At 58.7% G+C, this 16745-nt stretch carries 17 protein-coding genes, 1 tRNA gene and 3 pseudogenes; 3 read left to right on the top strand and 18 right to left on the bottom strand.

Going from position 1 to position 16745, the window contains the following annotated elements:
* Positions 1 to 85: 85 nt before the first annotated feature.
* Both N5D61_RS00555 and N5D61_RS00550 read right to left on the bottom strand, forming a co-directional pair.
* Positions 86 to 338: pseudogene (locus N5D61_RS00555) on the bottom strand (transposase); the annotation flags it as partial.
* Between the two features lie 43 nt (positions 339 to 381).
* Positions 382 to 852, bottom strand: a pseudogene (locus N5D61_RS00550) (Fic family protein); the annotation flags it as partial.
* Positions 853 to 921: 69 nt separating this feature from the next.
* On the opposite strand from N5D61_RS00550, the pseudogene N5D61_RS00545 reads away from it, so the two are divergent.
* Positions 922 to 1296, top strand: a pseudogene (locus tag N5D61_RS00545) (tyrosine-type recombinase/integrase); the annotation flags it as partial.
* An 82-nt stretch (positions 1297 to 1378) separates the two neighbouring features.
* Here N5D61_RS00545 and N5D61_RS00540 read toward each other — a convergent pair.
* The 9 genes from N5D61_RS00540 to thrS form a co-directional block, all read right to left on the bottom strand.
* Positions 1379 to 1455: transfer RNA gene (locus N5D61_RS00540), tRNA-Pro, on the bottom strand.
* Between the two features lie 85 nt (positions 1456 to 1540).
* Positions 1541 to 1897 carry a MerR family transcriptional regulator gene (locus N5D61_RS00535; RefSeq protein WP_108238075.1) on the bottom strand — a complete coding sequence of 119 codons (357 nt, stop codon included), beginning with the start codon at positions 1895 to 1897 and terminating at the stop codon, positions 1541 to 1543.
* Entirely contained in the window at positions 1878 to 2180 is a 303-nt protein-coding gene (gene ihfA / locus N5D61_RS00530; protein WP_002553164.1) for an integration host factor subunit alpha, read from the bottom strand. Before ihfA ends, N5D61_RS00535 begins: the two co-directional genes overlap by 20 nt.
* A gap of 3 nt (positions 2181 to 2183) precedes the next feature.
* A complete protein-coding gene (pheT, locus tag N5D61_RS00525; RefSeq protein ID WP_279890095.1) occupies positions 2184 to 4565 on the bottom strand; it encodes a phenylalanine--tRNA ligase subunit beta in 2382 nt (793 codons plus the stop codon).
* Positions 4566 to 4596: 31 nt separating this feature from the next.
* The gene (pheS, locus tag N5D61_RS00520; RefSeq protein WP_108238073.1) at positions 4597 to 5613 is read right to left on the bottom strand and encodes a phenylalanine--tRNA ligase subunit alpha; all 1017 of its coding nucleotides are present in this window, start codon (positions 5611 to 5613) and stop codon (positions 4597 to 4599) included.
* Positions 5614 to 5718: 105 nt separating this feature from the next.
* Entirely contained in the window at positions 5719 to 6075 is a 357-nt protein-coding gene (gene rplT, locus N5D61_RS00515) for a 50S ribosomal protein L20 (RefSeq protein ID WP_045490382.1), read from the bottom strand.
* Positions 6076 to 6103: 28 nt separating this feature from the next.
* Positions 6104 to 6298 carry a 50S ribosomal protein L35 gene (gene rpmI / locus N5D61_RS00510; protein ID WP_027620572.1) on the bottom strand — a complete coding sequence of 65 codons (195 nt, stop codon included), beginning with the start codon at positions 6296 to 6298 and terminating at the stop codon, positions 6104 to 6106.
* Between the two features lie 60 nt (positions 6299 to 6358).
* Complete coding sequence (gene infC / locus N5D61_RS00505; RefSeq protein WP_177411056.1) at positions 6359 to 6910, bottom strand: translation initiation factor IF-3; 552 nt, start codon at positions 6908 to 6910, stop codon at positions 6359 to 6361.
* On the bottom strand, positions 6910 to 8832 hold the full coding sequence (thrS, locus tag N5D61_RS00500; RefSeq protein WP_108238071.1) for a threonine--tRNA ligase: 1923 nt from the start codon (positions 8830 to 8832) through the stop codon (positions 6910 to 6912). Before thrS ends, infC begins: the two co-directional genes overlap by 1 nt.
* A gap of 392 nt (positions 8833 to 9224) precedes the next feature.
* On the opposite strand from thrS, the gene N5D61_RS00495 reads away from it, so the two are divergent.
* Positions 9225 to 9539, top strand: coding sequence for a hypothetical protein (locus N5D61_RS00495; protein ID WP_108238070.1), 315 nt, complete (start codon positions 9225 to 9227; stop codon positions 9537 to 9539).
* A 298-nt stretch (positions 9540 to 9837) separates the two neighbouring features.
* On the top strand, positions 9838 to 10050 hold the full coding sequence (locus tag N5D61_RS00490; protein ID WP_003179963.1) for a cold-shock protein: 213 nt from the start codon (positions 9838 to 9840) through the stop codon (positions 10048 to 10050).
* Between the two features lie 59 nt (positions 10051 to 10109).
* On the opposite strand, the gene N5D61_RS00485 is transcribed toward N5D61_RS00490, so the two are convergent.
* The 7 genes from N5D61_RS00485 to N5D61_RS00455 form a co-directional block, all read right to left on the bottom strand.
* Complete coding sequence (locus tag N5D61_RS00485) at positions 10110 to 10433, bottom strand: I78 family peptidase inhibitor (RefSeq protein ID WP_108238069.1); 324 nt, start codon at positions 10431 to 10433, stop codon at positions 10110 to 10112.
* Between the two features lie 262 nt (positions 10434 to 10695).
* Positions 10696 to 11724 (bottom strand): nucleoside hydrolase, encoded by a 1029-nt coding sequence (locus tag N5D61_RS00480; protein ID WP_279890093.1) that lies wholly within the window; start codon positions 11722 to 11724, stop codon positions 10696 to 10698.
* Positions 11725 to 11766: 42 nt separating this feature from the next.
* Positions 11767 to 12171, bottom strand: a complete 405-nt coding sequence (rbsD, locus tag N5D61_RS00475; RefSeq protein WP_279890092.1) for a D-ribose pyranase — start codon at positions 12169 to 12171, stop codon at positions 11767 to 11769.
* Positions 12168 to 13085: a ribokinase gene (gene rbsK / locus N5D61_RS00470; RefSeq protein WP_279890090.1), complete on the bottom strand. Its 918-nt coding sequence runs from the start codon at positions 13083 to 13085 to the stop codon at positions 12168 to 12170. The genes rbsD and rbsK overlap by 4 nt, the downstream gene beginning before the upstream one ends.
* 38 nt (positions 13086 to 13123) lie before the next feature.
* Positions 13124 to 14146, bottom strand: coding sequence for a LacI family DNA-binding transcriptional regulator (locus tag N5D61_RS00465; RefSeq protein ID WP_279890089.1), 1023 nt, complete (start codon positions 14144 to 14146; stop codon positions 13124 to 13126).
* Between the two features lies 1 nt (position 14147).
* Positions 14148 to 15143: an ABC transporter permease gene (locus N5D61_RS00460; protein ID WP_108238064.1), complete on the bottom strand. Its 996-nt coding sequence runs from the start codon at positions 15141 to 15143 to the stop codon at positions 14148 to 14150.
* On the bottom strand, positions 15140 to 16693 hold the full coding sequence (locus N5D61_RS00455; protein WP_279890087.1) for a sugar ABC transporter ATP-binding protein: 1554 nt from the start codon (positions 16691 to 16693) through the stop codon (positions 15140 to 15142). The genes N5D61_RS00460 and N5D61_RS00455 overlap by 4 nt, the downstream gene beginning before the upstream one ends.
* Positions 16694 to 16745 lie beyond the last annotated feature (52 nt).

The raw sequence follows: 16745 nt of genomic DNA, 5'->3' as shown, positions 1-16745 counted from the left end.
CTACAGGCACCTTGGTTTTGTCTGAAAAGTCGACGCGCCAGCATTGATCGATACAGGCCAGGTTCACCATGGGTCTGAAGCGGCGAGCCAGCTTGTTGAAACGGGTGCAGAACCTGCGTTTTTCCTTGAGCCAACTGAACAGGCGTTCAACCGCATTGCGCTTTCTGTACTGGGATCGATCGAAAAATCGAGGAAGTCCAAGACGTGGCTTGCGATGCATCCTACGTCGAGCAATGATCGGTTGGATACCGACACAATCGCAGTGACGCCGGAGCGCTTCACTGTCGTACCCTTTGTCGGCCAAGAGACGGCGGCAACGTCTGCGTGGTCGCCCCTCGACGCCTTTTCAGACAAACACCTAGTCATCGGATTGCTCCAGCATTACTTGAAAAATCCAGCTCTTCGGTACTTCTGTGCTGGACTACGTGGCGACGCGGGGTCGGTCATCTCGATCAAGCCGGCAACCAAGGCAGGTTTGAGGTAGTTGTTGCTGAAGGTCGGGCGATGCGCCAGCTCTAAGCGCTGCATCAATTCGCTGGCTTTGAGGGCCTCACCTGGCGGTAGCGCTTGCAGCAGGCGTGCTACTTGATCGCTTACTTGGTCGCCTCCTTGATCGCCTGCAACACCTTCAAGCAATGCCTGGCGCAGGGCCGCCAGCATGAACTCAACAAAAGGTGTCGCCTCTGCTGCCTTGTCAGAGATGGCCAACGCCTCATAATAAGCATCCTGTTGTTCGCGAATTACACTCTCGACTGGCAAATACGCAAGAACCGCTCGCCATTGGCTGAGTATCAAGGTTTGCCATAGGCGCCCCATTCGCCCATTGCCATCTGCGAAGGGATGGATGAACTCATGGCGACTCCTCAGTGGGTAGAGTTTCCCCTATTGAGGTGTCCGGAGCCATTAAACCACTGCAAGCATCCGCTGTACGTCTTTCCGTTTGGCAAGCCAGATGGAGACGGGAATGAGACCACTGTTCACCGCATGAACGACTCGGCCTGGAAGAAGGCAAGGATCCGAGCGGCGAAGAAATGGGGGGAGAAGTTCCTGCGCAAAGCCCATGACGGGTATTTGTGCATTCGTGTTCACGACCTGAAGCACACCTTTGGCAGAAGGCTACGTGCAGCAGGCGTGACAGAGGAGGATCGCAAAGCGTTGCTTGGCCACAAGAATGGGAGCATCACCAGCCACTATTCCGCTGCGGAACTGGATCAACTGATTGCAGCGGCAAACAAGGTATCAGCAACCGACTCTCGCGCACCAGCGTTGACGATTCTGAAAAGGAGAAATGCATGATGAGAAGCAGCAGGGTCACTCGAAAAGTCACTGACCCGAAAACAACAAAGCCACCAAACGGTGGCTAAGTCAGTAAATAATATGGTCGGGACGGAGTGATTCGAACACTCGACCCCTTGCACCCCATGCAAGTGCGCTACCGGACTGCGCTACGCCCCGACTAGGCGTGAAACTTTTGGCTTCTTGCGAAAGCGGTGAGGAATATACCCTAAGCTTTTGAAAGATGGAAGTATTTTATCGAGTGCTACGTTCGTAGCACCACCAGCACATCTTCCAGCTCTACGATCATCTGTTTGATCAACTGCTTGTATTGCAGAGAATCGTCTTTGACTTCATCACTGGACATGCGCAGACGCGCACCGCCGATGGTGAAGCCTTGATCGTACAGCAGCGCGCGGATCTGGCGGATCATCAGCACATCCTGTCGCTGATAATACCGCCGGTTTCCGCGACGCTTGACCGGGTTGAGTTGAGGAAACTCCTGTTCCCAATAACGCAGAACGTGGGGCTTCACCGCGCAGAGCTCGCTGACCTCACCAATGGTGAAGTAACGCTTGCCCGGAATGGGCGGCAGCTCGTCGTTATGACTTGGTTCCAGCATAAGCCTCAACTCGGGCCTTCAATTTCTGCCCTGGACGAAAGGTGACCACACGGCGAGCGGTAATCGGGATCTCTTCCCCTGTCTTGGGATTTCGACCCGGTCGCTGGCGTTTATCGCGCAAGTCAAAGTTGCCGAAACCGGACAATTTGACCTGCTCGTTATCCTCCAGAGCGTGCCTGATTTCCTCAAAGAACAGCTCAACCAGTTCCTTGGCTTCTCGTTTATTCAGGCCAAGCTCTTCGTACAGACGTTCGGCCATCTCAGCTTTCGTCAGAGCCCCCATACGCTACTTCCTTAACGTGGCGTTTAACCTTTCCTCAAGCGAGGTGAGAATTTGCTGCGTCGAAGCGTTTACCTCATCGTCAGTAAGAGTGCGCGATGGATGTTGCCAGGTCAAGCCAACGGCGAGGCTTTTTCTAAGCGGATCAATGCCTTTACCCTGATACACATCAAACAGCCTGAGGTCTGTCAGCCACTCCCCTGCATTTTCACGGATAACGTCGAGGACCGACGTCGCTGAAACCTCGCGGTCTGCCAGCAAAGCCAAGTCCCGACGGACTTCCGGGAAGCGCGAGAGCTCATGGAATTTCGGCAGGCGCCCTTCCACCACTTCCGCCAGCACCAGTTCGAATACGAAGACCGGGCGATCGAGCCCCAGCGTCTTGACCAATTCCGGATGCAGCGAACCGACGTAGCCCACTTCACGACCGTTGCGCTCGATACGAGCCGTCTGGCCCGGGTGAAGAGCGGCATGCTTGCCGGGCACAAAACGGAAATCGCCCAGCGCTCCAGAGAAGCCCAGCACCGCTTCGACATCAGCCTTGACGTCGAAGAAGTCAACCGCATCACGCCCCTGCGCCCAGCCTTCCGGCAGGCGGCTGCCGCAGATCACACCTGCCAGCATAGGCTCTTGTTTCAAACCTTCCAGCTGACCAACAAAACGCAACCCGCTTTCGAACAGACGTACGCGATCCTGTTGGCGGTTGAGGTTGTGTTGCAACGCCTTGACCAGCCCCGGCCACAACGACGCGCGCATGGCGGCCATGTCCGCGGAAATCGGGTTGGCCAGCAACAGCGGCTCGACCCCAGGCGTGAACAGCTCGAACCATTTCTGATCAATGAAGCTGTAAGTGATCGCTTCCTGATAACCGCGCGCAACCAACAGACGACGCAGTGCCGGCAGGTCACCACGCGCCTCGGCACGAGCCTGTGGCGCCAGGCGCGCTTGCGGATAACGAACGGGCAGACGGTTGTAGCCGTAGAGACGCGCCAGCTCCTCGATCAGGTCCACTTCCAGGCTGATATCGAACCGGTGGCTAGGGACCTCCACTTGCCACTGCCCCGCCGTTTCGGGAGACACTTTCAAGCCCAACGCGGTGAGCAAACGCTCGACCTCCGCAGCCTCCAGGGTCATGCCCAGCATTTGCTCGATACGATCCGCACGCAAAGTGACAGGTGCGATGGACGGCAGATGCTGTTCACTGACCGCCTCGATGATCGGGCCGGCTTCGCCGCCAGTGATTTCCAGCAGCAAGCCTGTGGCACGCTCCATGGCTTCATGAGCCAGTTGCCAGTCCACGCCTCGCTCGTAGCGATGGGAAGCGTCTGTGTGCAACCCGTAGGAGCGCGCTTTACCGGCCACTGCGATTGGGTCGAAGAACGCACTTTCCAGAAAGATATCCCGGGTGGTGGAAGTGTTCACACCACTGTGCTCTCCGCCCATGACGCCAGCGATGGCCAACGCACGCTGGTGATCGGCAATAACCAGCGTGTCAGCGCGCAGGGTGACGTCCTGGCCATCCAGAAGCACCAGCTTTTCGCCCTCTTCCGCCATGCGGACACGGATGCCGCCATTGATTTCAGCGAGGTCGAACGCATGCAGCGGCTGGCCCAGTTCCAGCATCACATAGTTGGTGATGTCGACCGCGGCATCGATGCTGCGCACTTCGGAGCGACGCAGACGCTCGATCATCCACAGCGGGGTAGGACGAGACAGATCGACATTGCGAATCACGCGGCCCAGATAACGAGGACAGGCGGCGGGCGCCAGCACCTCAACCGGACGCACCTCGTCATGTACCGCAGGCACGGACGCGATCTGAGGGCGGGTCACGCGGGCATCGTACAAAGCCCCCACTTCGCGCGCCAGGCCCGCGACCGACAGGCAGTCACCGCGGTTAGGCGTCAGATCGACCTCGATGCTCGCGTCGTCCAACTCCAGGTACGCGCGGAAATCCTTCCCGACCGGCGCATCGACCGGCAACTCCATCAGCCCATCGTTGCCCTCGCCCACCTGCAGCTCGGCTTGCGAACAGAGCATGCCGTTGGACTCAACGCCACGCAGTTTGGCTTTCTTGATCTTGAAGTCGCCAGGCAACTGCGCCCCGATCATCGCGAACGGAATCTTCAGCCCTGGGCGCACGTTCGGCGCACCGCAGACCACTTGAAAGGTTTGCGCACCGTTGCTGACCTGACAGACTCGCAACTTGTCGGCATCCGGATGCTGCTCGGTGCTCAGCACCTCGCCCACCACGACACCACTGAAAACGCCGGCAGCCGGGGTCACGCTGTCGACCTCCAGACCGGCCATCGACAGACGAGCGACCAACTCGTCACGGGATACTTGCGGGCTTACCCAGCCACGCAGCCATTGTTCACTGAATTTCATCCTGCTCTCCTAATAAGTTCGTGACGGCGACCTAGCGAAACTGCGCGAGGAACCGCAAGTCGTTGTCGAAGAACAGGCGCAAGTCATTGACGCCGTAACGCAGCATGGCCAGGCGCTCTGCGCCCATACCGAAAGCAAAGCCCTGGAATTCCTCCGGATCGATGCCGGACATGCGCAGCACATTCGGGTGCACCATGCCGCAGCCCATGACTTCCAGCCATCCGGTCTGCTTGCAGACACGGCAACCTTTGCCGCTGCACATCACGCACTCCATGTCGACTTCCGCAGAGGGCTCGGTGAACGGGAAATACGAAGGGCGGAAACGTACGGCGAGTTCTTTTTCGAAGAACACGCGCAGGAATTCTTCGATGGTGCCCTTCAGATCGGCGAAGTTGATATCGCGGTCGATCAACAGGCCTTCAACCTGATGGAACATCGGGGAGTGCGTGATATCGGAGTCACTTCGGTAAACGCGACCGGGGCACACGATGCGAATCGGCGGCTTGTTGGCCTCCATGGTCCGGACCTGCACCGGCGAGGTGTGGGTCCGCAGAAGCATGCGTGCATCGAAATAAAAGGTGTCGTGCATCGAGCGCGCCGGGTGATGACCCGGAATGTTGAGCGCTTCGAAGTTGTGGTAATCGTCTTCCACCTCAGGGCCTTCGGCGATGCCGTAGCCGATATGGGTGAAGAATTGTTCGATACGTTCCAGAGTCCGGGTAACGGGGTGCAGACCGCCTGTGGTCTGGCCGCGGCCAGGCAGGGTCACATCAATGGATTCGGCGGCCAGTTTAGCGGCCAGCTCCGCTTCCTCGAAGGACGCCTTGCGGGCATTGAGGACCTCTGTGACACGCTCCTTGGCGACGTTGATCAGCGCACCGACCTGCGGACGCTCTTCAGCCGGCAAATTCCCCAGGGTCTTCATCACCTGGGTCAATTCACCCTTCTTGCCAAGGTAATGAACTCGGATTTGCTCCAGGGCGTTGATATCTTCGGCGCTATGCACAGCCTCAAGAGCTTGCGAAACCAGCGCGTCCAGGTTTTCCATTTACAGACTCCAGATACGAAATAGGGGAAGAGCTTACAAGGCTCTTCCCCTATTCAAGACGTTTAACACCAGACCCCGAGAGAGGCCTGGTGATTGCCGGGGGACTTAAGCCAGCGAGGCTTTAGCTTTCTCGACAATCGCAGCAAACGCCGCTTTTTCGTTCACTGCCAGATCAGCCAGAACCTTGCGGTCGATCTCGATCGATGCTTTTTTCAGGCCAGCGATCAGACGGCTGTAAGACAGACCGTTGGTGCGGGCACCCGCATTGATACGAGCGATCCACAGAGCGCGGAACTGACGTTTTTTCTGACGACGGTCACGGTAGGCGTATTGGCCTGCCTTGATTACCGCTTGCTTGGCAACGCGGAACACGCGTGAACGCGCGCCGTAGTAGCCTTTAGCAAGTTTCAGAATTTTTTTGTGACGCTTACGGGCAATGACGCCACGCTTTACACGAGCCATGAGTTACTTCCTCTATCTTTGATCAAAATTAACGAAGGCGCAGCATGCGCTCGACTTTTGCCACGTCAGATGCGTGCAGCAGGCTGCTGCCGCGCAGTTGACGCTTACGCTTGGTCGACATTTTGGTCAGGATGTGGCTCTTGAAAGCGTGCTTGTGCTTGATGCCATTCGCGGTTTTCAGAAACCGCTTAGCTGCACCACTTTTGGTTTTCATCTTTGGCATGTTCGGATACTCCGCATTCAGTTGATAAACATAACCGCAAGGCCTGCCGTGCCCTGGAGGTTACTTTTTCTTTTTCGGGGCGATGACCATGATCAGCTGGCGTCCTTCCATCTTAGGATGCTGTTCGACCGAACCGTATTCGAGCAGGTCAGTTTCAACCCGCTTCAACAGCTCCATCCCCAGCTCCTGGTGGGCCATCTCACGACCACGAAATCTCAAGGAAATCTTGGCCCTGTCCCCGTCACTCAGGAAACGTACCAGGTTGCGTAGTTTTACCTGGTAATCCCCTTCCTCCGTCCCTGGACGAAACTTGATTTCTTTGATCTGAATCTGCTTCTGGTTTTTCTTCGCTTCGCTGGCTTGCTTCTTCTTCTCGAAAAGATGCTTGCCGTAGTCCATCACCTTACAAACCGGTGGGGTGGCATCCGCGGAAATTTCTACCAGATCCAGCTTCGCATCTTCAGCAATTCGAAGCGCTTCATCAATCGAGACGATGCCAATCTGCTCGCCGTCAGCGCCAATTAACCGAACCTCGCGTGCCGAGATATTCTCGTTGATCGGGGCCTTCGGTGCAGTTCGTTTATCCTGTCTCATTTCACGCTTAATAATAATTACTCCGAATCTTGGCGACCACGCCGGGAAACCGCTTGTGCGAGGAGCTCCTTGAATTGCGCGACCGGCATCGAGCCGAGGTCTGCGCCTTCACGGGTACGCACAGCGACAGTTTTGGCCTCAACTTCCTTGTCTCCTATCACGAGGAGATAAGGAACCTTGAGCAAAGTATGCTCGCGGATTTTAAAGCCGATTTTTTCATTTCTCAAGTCGGACTTGGCACGAAACCCGCTTTCGTTGAGATTTTTTTCAACATCGAGGGCAAAATCGGCCTGTTTATCGGTGATGTTCATGATCACGGCCTGAGTGGGCGCAAGCCAGGCGGGGAACACGCCGGCATAATGCTCGATCAACATACCGATGAACCGTTCGAAGGAGCCGAGGATCGCACGGTGCAGCATCACCGGACGCTTGCGGTTGTTGTCTTCGGCCACGTAACTGGCGTCCAGCCGCTCCGGCAGGTTGGGATCGTACTGCAACGTGCCGCATTGCCAGTTTCGTCCGAGGCAATCTCGCAGGGTGAACTCGATCTTCGGCCCATAGAACGCCCCTTCTCCTGGCTGATATTCCCACTCCAGGCCAGATTCGTTGAGCGCATCGGCCAGGGCGCTTTCAGCGCGATCCCACAATTCCTCGGAGCCGACACGCTTGACCGGACGAGTCGACAGCTTCATGGCGATGTCGGTGAAGCCGAAGTCCTTGTAGACATCCAGCGTGAGCTTGATGAAGTCAGCCGCTTCCTTCTTCACCTGATCTTCGGTACAGAAGATATGGGCGTCGTCCTGTACGAAACCGCGCACGCGCATGATGCCATGCAGCGCGCCGGATGGCTCGTTCCGGTGGCAGGCACCGAATTCCGCCAGCCGCAGCGGCAAATCACGGTAGGACCTCAGCCCTTGATTGAACACCTGAACGTGACACGGGCAGTTCATCGGCTTCACCGCGTAGTCGCGGCTCTCGGACGACGTGGTGAACATGTTCTCGGCATAGTTGGTCCAGTGACCCGAACGCTCCCAGAGAATGCGGTCGACCACTTGCGGGGTCTTGATCTCCTGGTAGCCATTCTCGCGCTGCACCTTGCGCATGTACTGCTCGAGCACCTGGTAAATCGTCCAGCCATTGGCATGCCAGAAAACCATGCCCGGCGCTTCTTCCTGCAGATGGAACAGATCAAGCTGCTTGCCGATCTTGCGATGGTCGCGCTTTTCCGCTTCTTCGATGCGCTGGATGTACGCTGCCAGTTGCTTCTTGTCCGCCCAGGCAGTGCCGTACACCCGCTGCAACTGCTCGTTCTTGGCATCGCCGCGCCAGTAGGCACCGGACAGCTTGGTGAGCTTGAACGACTTCAGGAAGCGGGTGTTCGGCACGTGCGGGCCGCGGCACATGTCGACGTATTCTTCGTGGTAGTACAGGCCCATGGCCGTCTCATTCGGCATGTCCTCGACCAGGCGCAGCTTGTAGTCTTCACCGCGCGCCTTGAACACCTCGATGACTTCGGCACGGGGCGTCATCTTTTTGATGACGTCGTAGTCCTTGTCGATGAGCTGCTGCATGCGCTGCTCGATCGCCGCCATATCGTCCGGCGTGAAAGGACGCTCGTAGGCGATGTCGTAATAGAAACCATCATCGATGACCGGACCGATGACCATCTTCGCCGTCGGGTACAACTGTTTGACCGCATGGCCGACCAGGTGCGCGCAGGAGTGACGGATGATCTCGAGACCTTCCTGATCCTTCGGGGTAATGATCTGCAGGGTTGCATCGGCCTCGATCAGATCGCTGGCGTCGACCAGTTGACCATTGACCCGGCCCGCGAGTGTTGCCTTCGCCAGGCCTGCACCGATGGACTCGGCGACCTGTTTTACGGATACCGGGTGATCGAAAGAACGTTGACTGCCGTCGGGAAGAGTAATAGTTGGCATGGCGCCTCCTCTCCTAGTGGTGACCCCTACCAAAGGTCACGTGGGTTGGGATAGGGCCAGTACGCGATTCGGCGGTGTACCTGCCTCACAGTGGCAGGAGCCCAAGGGCCAACCAATGACCGAACCAGAGTGACTGGATAAGCAAAATAGACAGGCCTTTGGCTGAAAGCGGCCTGCCCCGAGAGACGCGAGCGAATCTGCGGGCGGCCATGCTAGCACAGCCATTGCGCTTGAGGTCACGTCGCGGGCACTCGATTGCGAATAAAGCATCAGACTGGGACTGTAGGATTTGCCGCGATACTGAACTGGCTGTGCTCACTGCCGTCAGATGAACCGATACCCTCCCTTAAAGGCCTGCCGACGGCAGCCCCACAGACAAGAAGGAAACCACCATGAAGGTTCTACATGTTGCCGCCCTGCTCGCTCCATTGGCATTGGCGCTTCCATTGAGCGCCCACGCCGCCATGGATGCGCAGACCCGATCCACCTACATGAGTGAGTGCACCGCGGCGGCAACTCAGAATAACCCTGGGATGGATGCCAATGCGGCGAAGGCGCATTGCGAATGTGGTGCTCAGCAGATCGAAAAGAACTTTTCCGACAAGGAAATTGCTTCCCTGAGCGACAAAAACAAGACACCCAGCACTGAAATGACCGCTCGTTTGCAAAAAGCGGTGGGTGAAAACTGCCTCAAAGGCAAAAAATAAAAAATTTACATTGCCCCCGAACAGCGCAATGAGGCGGCCTGCCCTCCTGGCTGCCTCGATCCGCTCAAAGCCGCTTAAACAGGGGGCTTTGGCCCATTTGCAGCAAGAGCACTGACAGCCTTCTTCCTGATACCGACAGGAAATAATCCGGCCATATGACGGAACGATGTACGGCACTGGCACAAAGTTCTTACCGAAAAAGTCCAGCCGTCACACATTTCGACTATGATAGCCCGCGTGTGCCCAGTTGGCCTGAGCAGCACAGTACTACTGAAAATTATGTTTCTGGAGATTCACCATGTCTAATCGCCAAACCGGCACCGTAAAATGGTTCAACGATGAAAAAGGCTTCGGCTTTATCACTCCACAAGGTGGCGGTGACGACCTGTTCGTACACTTCAAGGCTATCGAAAGCGACGGTTTCAAAAGCCTGAAAGAAGGCCAGACCGTTTCCTTCGTGGCTGAGAAAGGCCAAAAGGGCATGCAAGCCGCTCAAGTTCGTCCGGAGTAATCCGAACGCAACAAAAAACCCCGTCTTCGACGGGGTTTTTTTACGCCTGTTACAAAGCGTCAGCCACAGTTCACGCGATTCACCGTTGCGCTCTTGTCGGTGTTCAGATTCAGCCGATCGGAGCGATATTCCAGGGTGACCATGTCGTTGGGGCCCAGCACACGGGCTGTCTGCGCGCCCGCCTTCACTCGCGCCTGCTCCAGCAACGCTGCAGAAGCCGGTTTGCCAAGCGCGAACTGCGCGGCCGCCGCATCGCACCGGGAGTAGGCAGAATCCGAAGGCGAAGCATTCGCCGAGGGCTGTGTCGACTCCGACGTACTGCTGCAACCGGCCAGTACCGCAGCGACCAGAACCAGACCCGATGACGCGTATTTCCAGGGCATACCGCCTCCTTGAGATTTACATAGACAAGCCTGTTTGCGACAGCACCCGGATGACATGGTTTCGCGCGGATGCTGTCGACCGGCCATGCCGTTGCTTGATTGAGGCAAGAAGTCTGCCCGAGCCAACGGCCCGGCCGGCAAGCAAATCGTCACAAAACGTTTGGGACGGTCATCACAATCGCAGCTTACAGGCAGCGAGACGGTCGGCAGGCCCGACTGAAAGGAACCTGCCTCCGCCCCTGCGGTGGGAGGGGGACAAACCTCATTTCAAGCGCGCAAGACGCTCCGTCAGCAAGTCGAAGAAGCCCTGAGCGTCACCGCTTTCGACCCAGTAGACGTTCTTGGGTCGCCCTAGCGTGTCGTACCAGTCAGCCACGGTCTGGCCCATCGTGACGCCCTCTCGATTATCGATCGCGAGGTTGATCTGCCTGCCACTGAACAGGTCAGGCTTGAGCAGCCATGCGATGACGCTGGCATCGTGCACAGGCCCGCCGGGGAGTCCGTAGTGCACCATGTCGGCCTTGACGTATTCGTTGAGAATGTCAGCGACCCGCTCCCCGGCCCGGTTATTCAAGCCCTTGATTTTCTGGATGCGCTGATCGCTGGTCAGCATCTTGTGAGTGACGTCGAGCGGCACGTAGGTCAGCTTGACGCCACTGGCCAGCACGACTTTCGCCGCGTCAGGGTCGGCGAAAAGGTTGAATTCCGCCACCGGCGTGATGTTCCCGCCGTTGAAGTGCGCACCTCCCATGACCACCACTTCCTTGATCCCGCGAGTGATCTCAGGTGCCTGAATCAATGCCAATGCCAGGTTGGTCTGCGGCCCCAGCATGGCGACGGTGACGCTGTGAGGGGCCGCCTTGCCCAGCGTATCGATCAGGTACTGCACAGCATTGCCTTTGGCCAGGCCGTGTTTCGGCTCGTACACCGCGACACCCGGCAAGCCTTCCGCGCCATGGATGTTTTCCGCGTAGATGGGCGTTCGGACCAACGGCTGGCCCGCACCCGCGTATACCGGCACCTCTTCGCGCCCCGCCCATTCACGGGCCAGGCGCGCATTGCGCGAGGTCTTGTCGATCCGCACGTTACCGGCCACGGTTGTGATGGCCAGCACATTCAACGCTTCAGGTGAGGCCAGAGCCAGCAGGAGTGCCACCACGTCATCCGCACCTGGGTCGGTGTCGATGATCACATCACGCCTTTCTGCTCCATGAGCCGCTGTACCGGAGAAAATGGCCAACAGTGCAAGACTCCTGATGAGTTGAATGGCAATACGACGATATTTCGGCATTGGAAACTCCCTGTTTCTTCGGTGTAAGCCTGGTCGAAGGTGTCAGAAAACGACACCCGCCACCAGGGCGATGTTGGTGTAAGGCTGGCATTCACCTGTGCGCACGATCGCACGCGCGTTACGGCTCAATTGCTTCAAGGCGTCATGACTGATCAAGCGCTGCTGGCCTAGGCTTCCAGCTGCCCGCAGTGCCTGGATGCCTGCCAGGGCTGGCGGTTGCCGAGCGAGCATCTCGTCTGCCAGCACATGGCTCTCCACCTGCATCTCGGCCAGCACCGTGGTCAGGACCGTCATGAAATCCGGTACACCCTGGGTAACTGCCAGGTCGATGAGCTCGACGCCAGGCGGTACCGGCATGCCGGCGTCGACGATCAGAAGGGTATCACCGTGCCCGAGGGACGCCACGACGCGCGACAGCGCAATGTTGAGCAGCGGAGTCTTCTTCATGGTCGGTAGTCCTGAACGTCTTGTCTGCTGGGAATGGAAGGCTGGGCACCGGCCCGCGTGACAGACAGCGCAGCGGCGATCTGACCATAGCGGATGGCCTCAGCTTCGGACTGCCCTGCTGCCAGGGCCGCGGCGAAACCACCCACGAAGGTGTCTCCGGCTGCCGTAGTGTCGACCGGTTGAACGCGGGGCGCAGCGAAGTGCTGTGCCCCCTCCTGCGTGGCGAAGACGGCCCCCTGCTCGCCCAATGTGACGACCACCTTGCCAACCCCTGCCCTCATCAATGCCGACGCGGCGGCTTGCGCGGAGGCGATACTGTCGACCGGCAGGCCGGTCAAGAGGGCCGCCTCGCTCTCGTTGGGGATCAGGTAATCGATCCACCCGCACCATTGGTCAGGCAACGGACCGGTCGCGGGTGCCGGGTTGAGGATGACGGTCTTGCCCAGTTCTCGGCCGCGCTTGAGGACATGCCCGACCGTCTCGGTCGGCGTCTCCAACTGACAAATGATGACCTCGGCCTGGTTGAGAAGCGTATCGAACCGGTCCACCACCGCGGCCGAGAGGCAACCATTGCCTCCAGCGACGATCACGATCGCATTCTGGCTGCTGTCATCGACCACGATCAGCGCAACGCCCGTCGAGATGCCTGGCACGGTCGTCACCGCCTGGCAATCGACCCCTTCGCTGAGCAGGGCCGAGCGCAACTGTTCGCCATAAGCATCGTCACCGACGCAACCAATCATCGCCACACGGGCGCCCAAACGAGCAGCGGCGACGGCCTGGTTCGCCCCCTTGCCGCCCGGCACCGTGACGAACGATTGCCCGGCCAGCGTCTCCCCCGCCCGTGGCAGGCGGGGCGCCCGGGTGACCAAGTCCATGTTGAGACTGCCCACTATCACTACGTTTGCTTGCATGACGTCGTACTCTTCTCTCCGGCACCTTCGCGGCCGGTTCAGCGAAATTCGGTGAAGGCGTTAGCCGGGGCTGCCGTGGACTCGCGCAGCACGATGCTCGGTGCCACGATCAGCCTCTGAATCGGCGCCGCGCCGCGCGTTGAAATTCGATTCAGCAGAACCTCTGCCGCACGCTCGCCCAGTTGCAGGATCGATTGCCCGACCGTCGTCAGCGCCGGGTAGACATACTGGCTCATCTGGATGTCGTCGAAACCGATCACCGACAAGTCTGCAGGCACCTTGAGGTTTCGTTCGGCCGCGGCGCGCAACACGCCGATGCCGACCATATCGTTGGCAGCGAAAATCGCCGTCGGGCGCTCGCCCTCCAGCAGCCGAGAAGCCGCCTGATAACCGCTGGGGCCGGTGAAATCACTTTCCACCACCCAGTGCTCACGCACGGGCACGCCACGCTCGAACATTGCCCGCCGATACCCGGCCAGGCGCATGCGCGCCACGCTGGTGTGCTCCGGACCACAGATACAGGCGATGTGACGATGCCCCCATTCAAGCAGGTGCGAGGTGGCGAGATACCCGCCAAGCTCATGATCGATGCGCACCAGGTCCGCAGTGACATTCTCCAGATCCCGGTCAACGATGACCATCGGCGTCCGGACCGCGCACAGGCTGTCGGCGAGGCTGTCGCCCCCGCCCACGGACGAAACGATCAAGCCATCGACCCGCTTTTCGAGCAACACGCGCAGGTAGTTGCGCTGTTTCTCCAGATTGTCGTCCGAGTTGCAGAGAATGACGCAGAACCCATTGCGCTCGCAGTAATCCTCGATGCCCCGGGCCAATTCAGCGAAATACGGGTTGATGCCGTTGGGAATCAACAGGCCTATCGTGGCAGTCGACTTCGCCTTGAGCGAGCGTGCCACCGCGCTGGGAACGTAATCGAGTTGGGCAATGGCCGCTTCGACTTTTTTGCGCACCTCGTCGCTCACCGGTCGCGTATTGTTCAGGACGTGGGAAACCGTCGTGTAGGAAATCCCCGCAATTGCAGCCACATCTTTGATGGTTGCCATATCAGCCACGCCGCCGTGCGCGATGACTGCGGTAAGTGTCCAGAACAACCGCGACGACGATCACGGCCCCCGTGATGATGCGCTTGGTCGGCTCGGTCGCGCCGATCTGCGCCAATCCGGCCGCCAGCACCGAAATGATCAACACCCCGAAAAACGTGCTGATGACCGAACCACGCCCCCCCATCAGGCTGGTGCCACCAATGACCACGGCCGCGATGACCTGCAGTTCAAGGCCGGAACCGGCGTTCGGATCTGCTGCTTCCAGGCGGGAAATCTGAAACAACGCTGCCAGTCCCGCCAGCAACCCCATGAGCGAAAACACCAGAATCTTGTAAGGTTTGGGATTGATGCCTGCCAGACGTACGGCCTCTTCGTTGGTGCCGATGCCAATCAGGTAACGCCCGAATACCGTACGGGTCAGCACAGTCTGGGCGACGAGGATCACCACCAGGGCGATAATGAACGAAGGGGAGATGCCAAAGGCGAAAGGGTTCGACAGCCAGGCGAAGGCATCACCGATATAGGCCGTACGTGAGTCGGTCAATTGATACGCCACGCCTCGAGCCATCTCCAGCACACCGAGCGAAACGATGAACGAAGGGATTCGCCATCCGACGGTAATCGACCCGGTCAAGGTACCTGCGGCAGTGGCACACACCATCCCCAGCAGCGCAGAGGGCAGCACACCCCATCCCCACCTCAGCATGGCGACGCTGACCGCCGACGCGGCAAGGGCGAGCACCGAGCCGACCGACAGGTCGATGCCGCCGATGATCAGGATGAACGTCATGCCGACGGCGAGCACCATCAGGTCTGGAATCTGGTTGGCCAGGGTGCTGAACGTTTCGTAGGACAGGAAGTGATCACTGAGCAGCGAAAACAGCACGATCATCGCCAGTAAAGCGCCCGCCAACCCCAAGTAAGTGCCCAGGCCGAAATAATGGCCGGTGCGTTTAGCGGGCGAAGGCAACGCGGCAGGAGTGGTTGAAGTCTTCATCGAGAATCCCCGAGCGCAGCGTCTGACAGCAGCGCATCACGTTTTTGATAGCCAGCGAAGGCAGCAGCGAGCAGTTGGTCCTGGGTCCAGGTGTCACGATCAAAGATGTCGATCAGCCGGCCTGCGGACAACACACCGATACGGTCGCAGATCAACATCAACTCGCGCAGGTCACTGGAGACCACCACCAACGCCCTGCCTTGGCGGGTCAATTCGCCCAGCAACGCATAAATGTCGAATTTGGCGCCGACGTCGATTCCGCGGGTCGGCTCGTCGAACAGCATCACCCGGCAGTCGCGCTCCAGCCAGCGTCCGATGACCACCTTCTGTTGATTGCCCCCGGACAACTCGGAGACGAGCTGTGTCGGGCTGGAACTGCGGATACGCATGGCATCCACCTGGCGACAGGCCAATGCCATTTCAGCGCCGCCGTTGACCACGCCAGAAGTGGAAATGGCGCCCATGTTGCCCAACGCGATGTTTGCACTGATGGACTGCGTCAGCAGCAGCCCCTCACCTTTGCGGTCTTCGGTGATGAGGGCGATGCCTTGACGGACGGCGTCGACCGGCGAACTGAGACGCACCGGGCGTAGAGGATTGCCAACCGACACCGTGCCGCTGTCGGCGACGTCGGCACCGTAAATCAGGCGCAGCAATTCAGTCCGGCCCGCACCGATCAGTCCGGAAATGCCGAAAATCTCCCCGGCACGCACGTCGAAGGAGACATCACGCACCTTGTCGGATCGACCAAGCCCCTTGACCGACAGGGCCACTTCTCCGATAGCACGCTGACCCAGGTCGATGTGCTCCCCCAACTCACGCCCCACCATCAAGGTAACCAACTGTTCGCTGTTGTATTGGGCCATCGCGTCCACGCACACCAGCTTGCCATCGCGCAGTACAGCGATGCGTTGGGCGATACGGGCCAGTTCTTCCAGACGGTGGGAAATATAAATGATGGAAACGCCCCGGTCCTGAAGGCGAGATATCTGCTCGAAAAGCATCTCGACCTCCCTGGCCGTCAACATTGCCGTCGGCTCATCGAGGATCAGGACATGGCAATCGCCAATTAGATTTCGCGCGATCTCCACCATCTGCTGGTGGCCAATGCCCAACTCACCGACCGGCGTATCCGGGTCGATCGCATCCAGTCCCACCTGGGCCATGGCCTTGATGGCCTGCTCACGGAGCTTCTTGCGGTTGATGAAGCCCGCGCGGCTGGGCAAATGATCAAGGAACAAGTTTTCGGCAACGGACAGAGTGGGCAGCAGGTTCAGTTCCTGCATCACCATGCGCACCCCCAGCTTCTCTGCCTCGCTACGGCTGCCAGGCGCATAGGGTTGCCCATGAAATTGCATGTGGCCCGTGGTTGGCGTGACCAAGCCGCCGATGATTTTCGACAGGGTGCTTTTACCGGCACCGTTTTCTCCGGTCAGCGCCAGTACCTCGCCACGCACGAGGGTCAGGTCGATATCGCCGAGAACAGGTTGGACGTAGGTTTTGCCGATGCCGCTGACAGATAGAACAGCGGCCTGAGCAGACGCTGGCATAGCGCTCTCCACACGCCTGCTCCCTAAAGAACAGGCGGTCGTTACGGATGAT

Source organism: Pseudomonas sp. GD03842, from assembly GCF_029841165.1.
Classification (GTDB): Bacteria; Pseudomonadota; Gammaproteobacteria; order Pseudomonadales; family Pseudomonadaceae; genus Aquipseudomonas.
The sequence above is the reverse complement of the archived record's forward strand: the minus strand, read 5'-3'. Positions and strand labels throughout refer to the sequence as shown.

Excerpts from the sequence above, each read along its gene's own strand:
- pheS (WP_108238073.1), bottom strand. The coding sequence starts at position 5,613 with ATGGAAAACCTGGACGCGCTGGTTTCGCAAGCTCTTGAGGCTGTGCAT.
- N5D61_RS00535 (WP_108238075.1), bottom strand. The coding sequence starts at position 1,897 with ATGCTGGAACCAAGTCATAACGACGAGCTGCCGCCCATTCCGGGCAAG.
- N5D61_RS00490 (WP_003179963.1), top strand. The coding sequence starts at position 9,838 with ATGTCTAATCGCCAAACCGGCACCGTAAAATGGTTCAACGATGAAAAA.
- ihfA (WP_002553164.1), bottom strand. The coding sequence starts at position 2,180 with ATGGGGGCTCTGACGAAAGCTGAGATGGCCGAACGTCTGTACGAAGAG.
- N5D61_RS00455 (WP_279890087.1), bottom strand. The coding sequence starts at position 16,693 with ATGCCAGCGTCTGCTCAGGCCGCTGTTCTATCTGTCAGCGGCATCGGC.
- N5D61_RS00485 (WP_108238069.1), bottom strand. The coding sequence starts at position 10,433 with ATGCCCTGGAAATACGCGTCATCGGGTCTGGTTCTGGTCGCTGCGGTA.
- rbsK (WP_279890090.1), bottom strand. The coding sequence starts at position 13,085 with ATGCAAGCAAACGTAGTGATAGTGGGCAGTCTCAACATGGACTTGGTC.
- N5D61_RS00495 (WP_108238070.1), top strand. The coding sequence starts at position 9,225 with ATGAAGGTTCTACATGTTGCCGCCCTGCTCGCTCCATTGGCATTGGCG.
- N5D61_RS00480 (WP_279890093.1), bottom strand. The coding sequence starts at position 11,724 with ATGCCGAAATATCGTCGTATTGCCATTCAACTCATCAGGAGTCTTGCA.
- N5D61_RS00460 (WP_108238064.1), bottom strand. The coding sequence starts at position 15,143 with ATGAAGACTTCAACCACTCCTGCCGCGTTGCCTTCGCCCGCTAAACGC.
- pheT (WP_279890095.1), bottom strand. The coding sequence starts at position 4,565 with ATGAAATTCAGTGAACAATGGCTGCGTGGCTGGGTAAGCCCGCAAGTA.
- rbsD (WP_279890092.1), bottom strand. The coding sequence starts at position 12,171 with ATGAAGAAGACTCCGCTGCTCAACATTGCGCTGTCGCGCGTCGTGGCG.
- thrS (WP_108238071.1), bottom strand. The coding sequence starts at position 8,832 with ATGCCAACTATTACTCTTCCCGACGGCAGTCAACGTTCTTTCGATCAC.
- N5D61_RS00465 (WP_279890089.1), bottom strand. The coding sequence starts at position 14,146 with ATGGCAACCATCAAAGATGTGGCTGCAATTGCGGGGATTTCCTACACG.
- rpmI (WP_027620572.1), bottom strand. The coding sequence starts at position 6,298 with ATGCCAAAGATGAAAACCAAAAGTGGTGCAGCTAAGCGGTTTCTGAAA.
- rplT (WP_045490382.1), bottom strand. The coding sequence starts at position 6,075 with ATGGCTCGTGTAAAGCGTGGCGTCATTGCCCGTAAGCGTCACAAAAAA.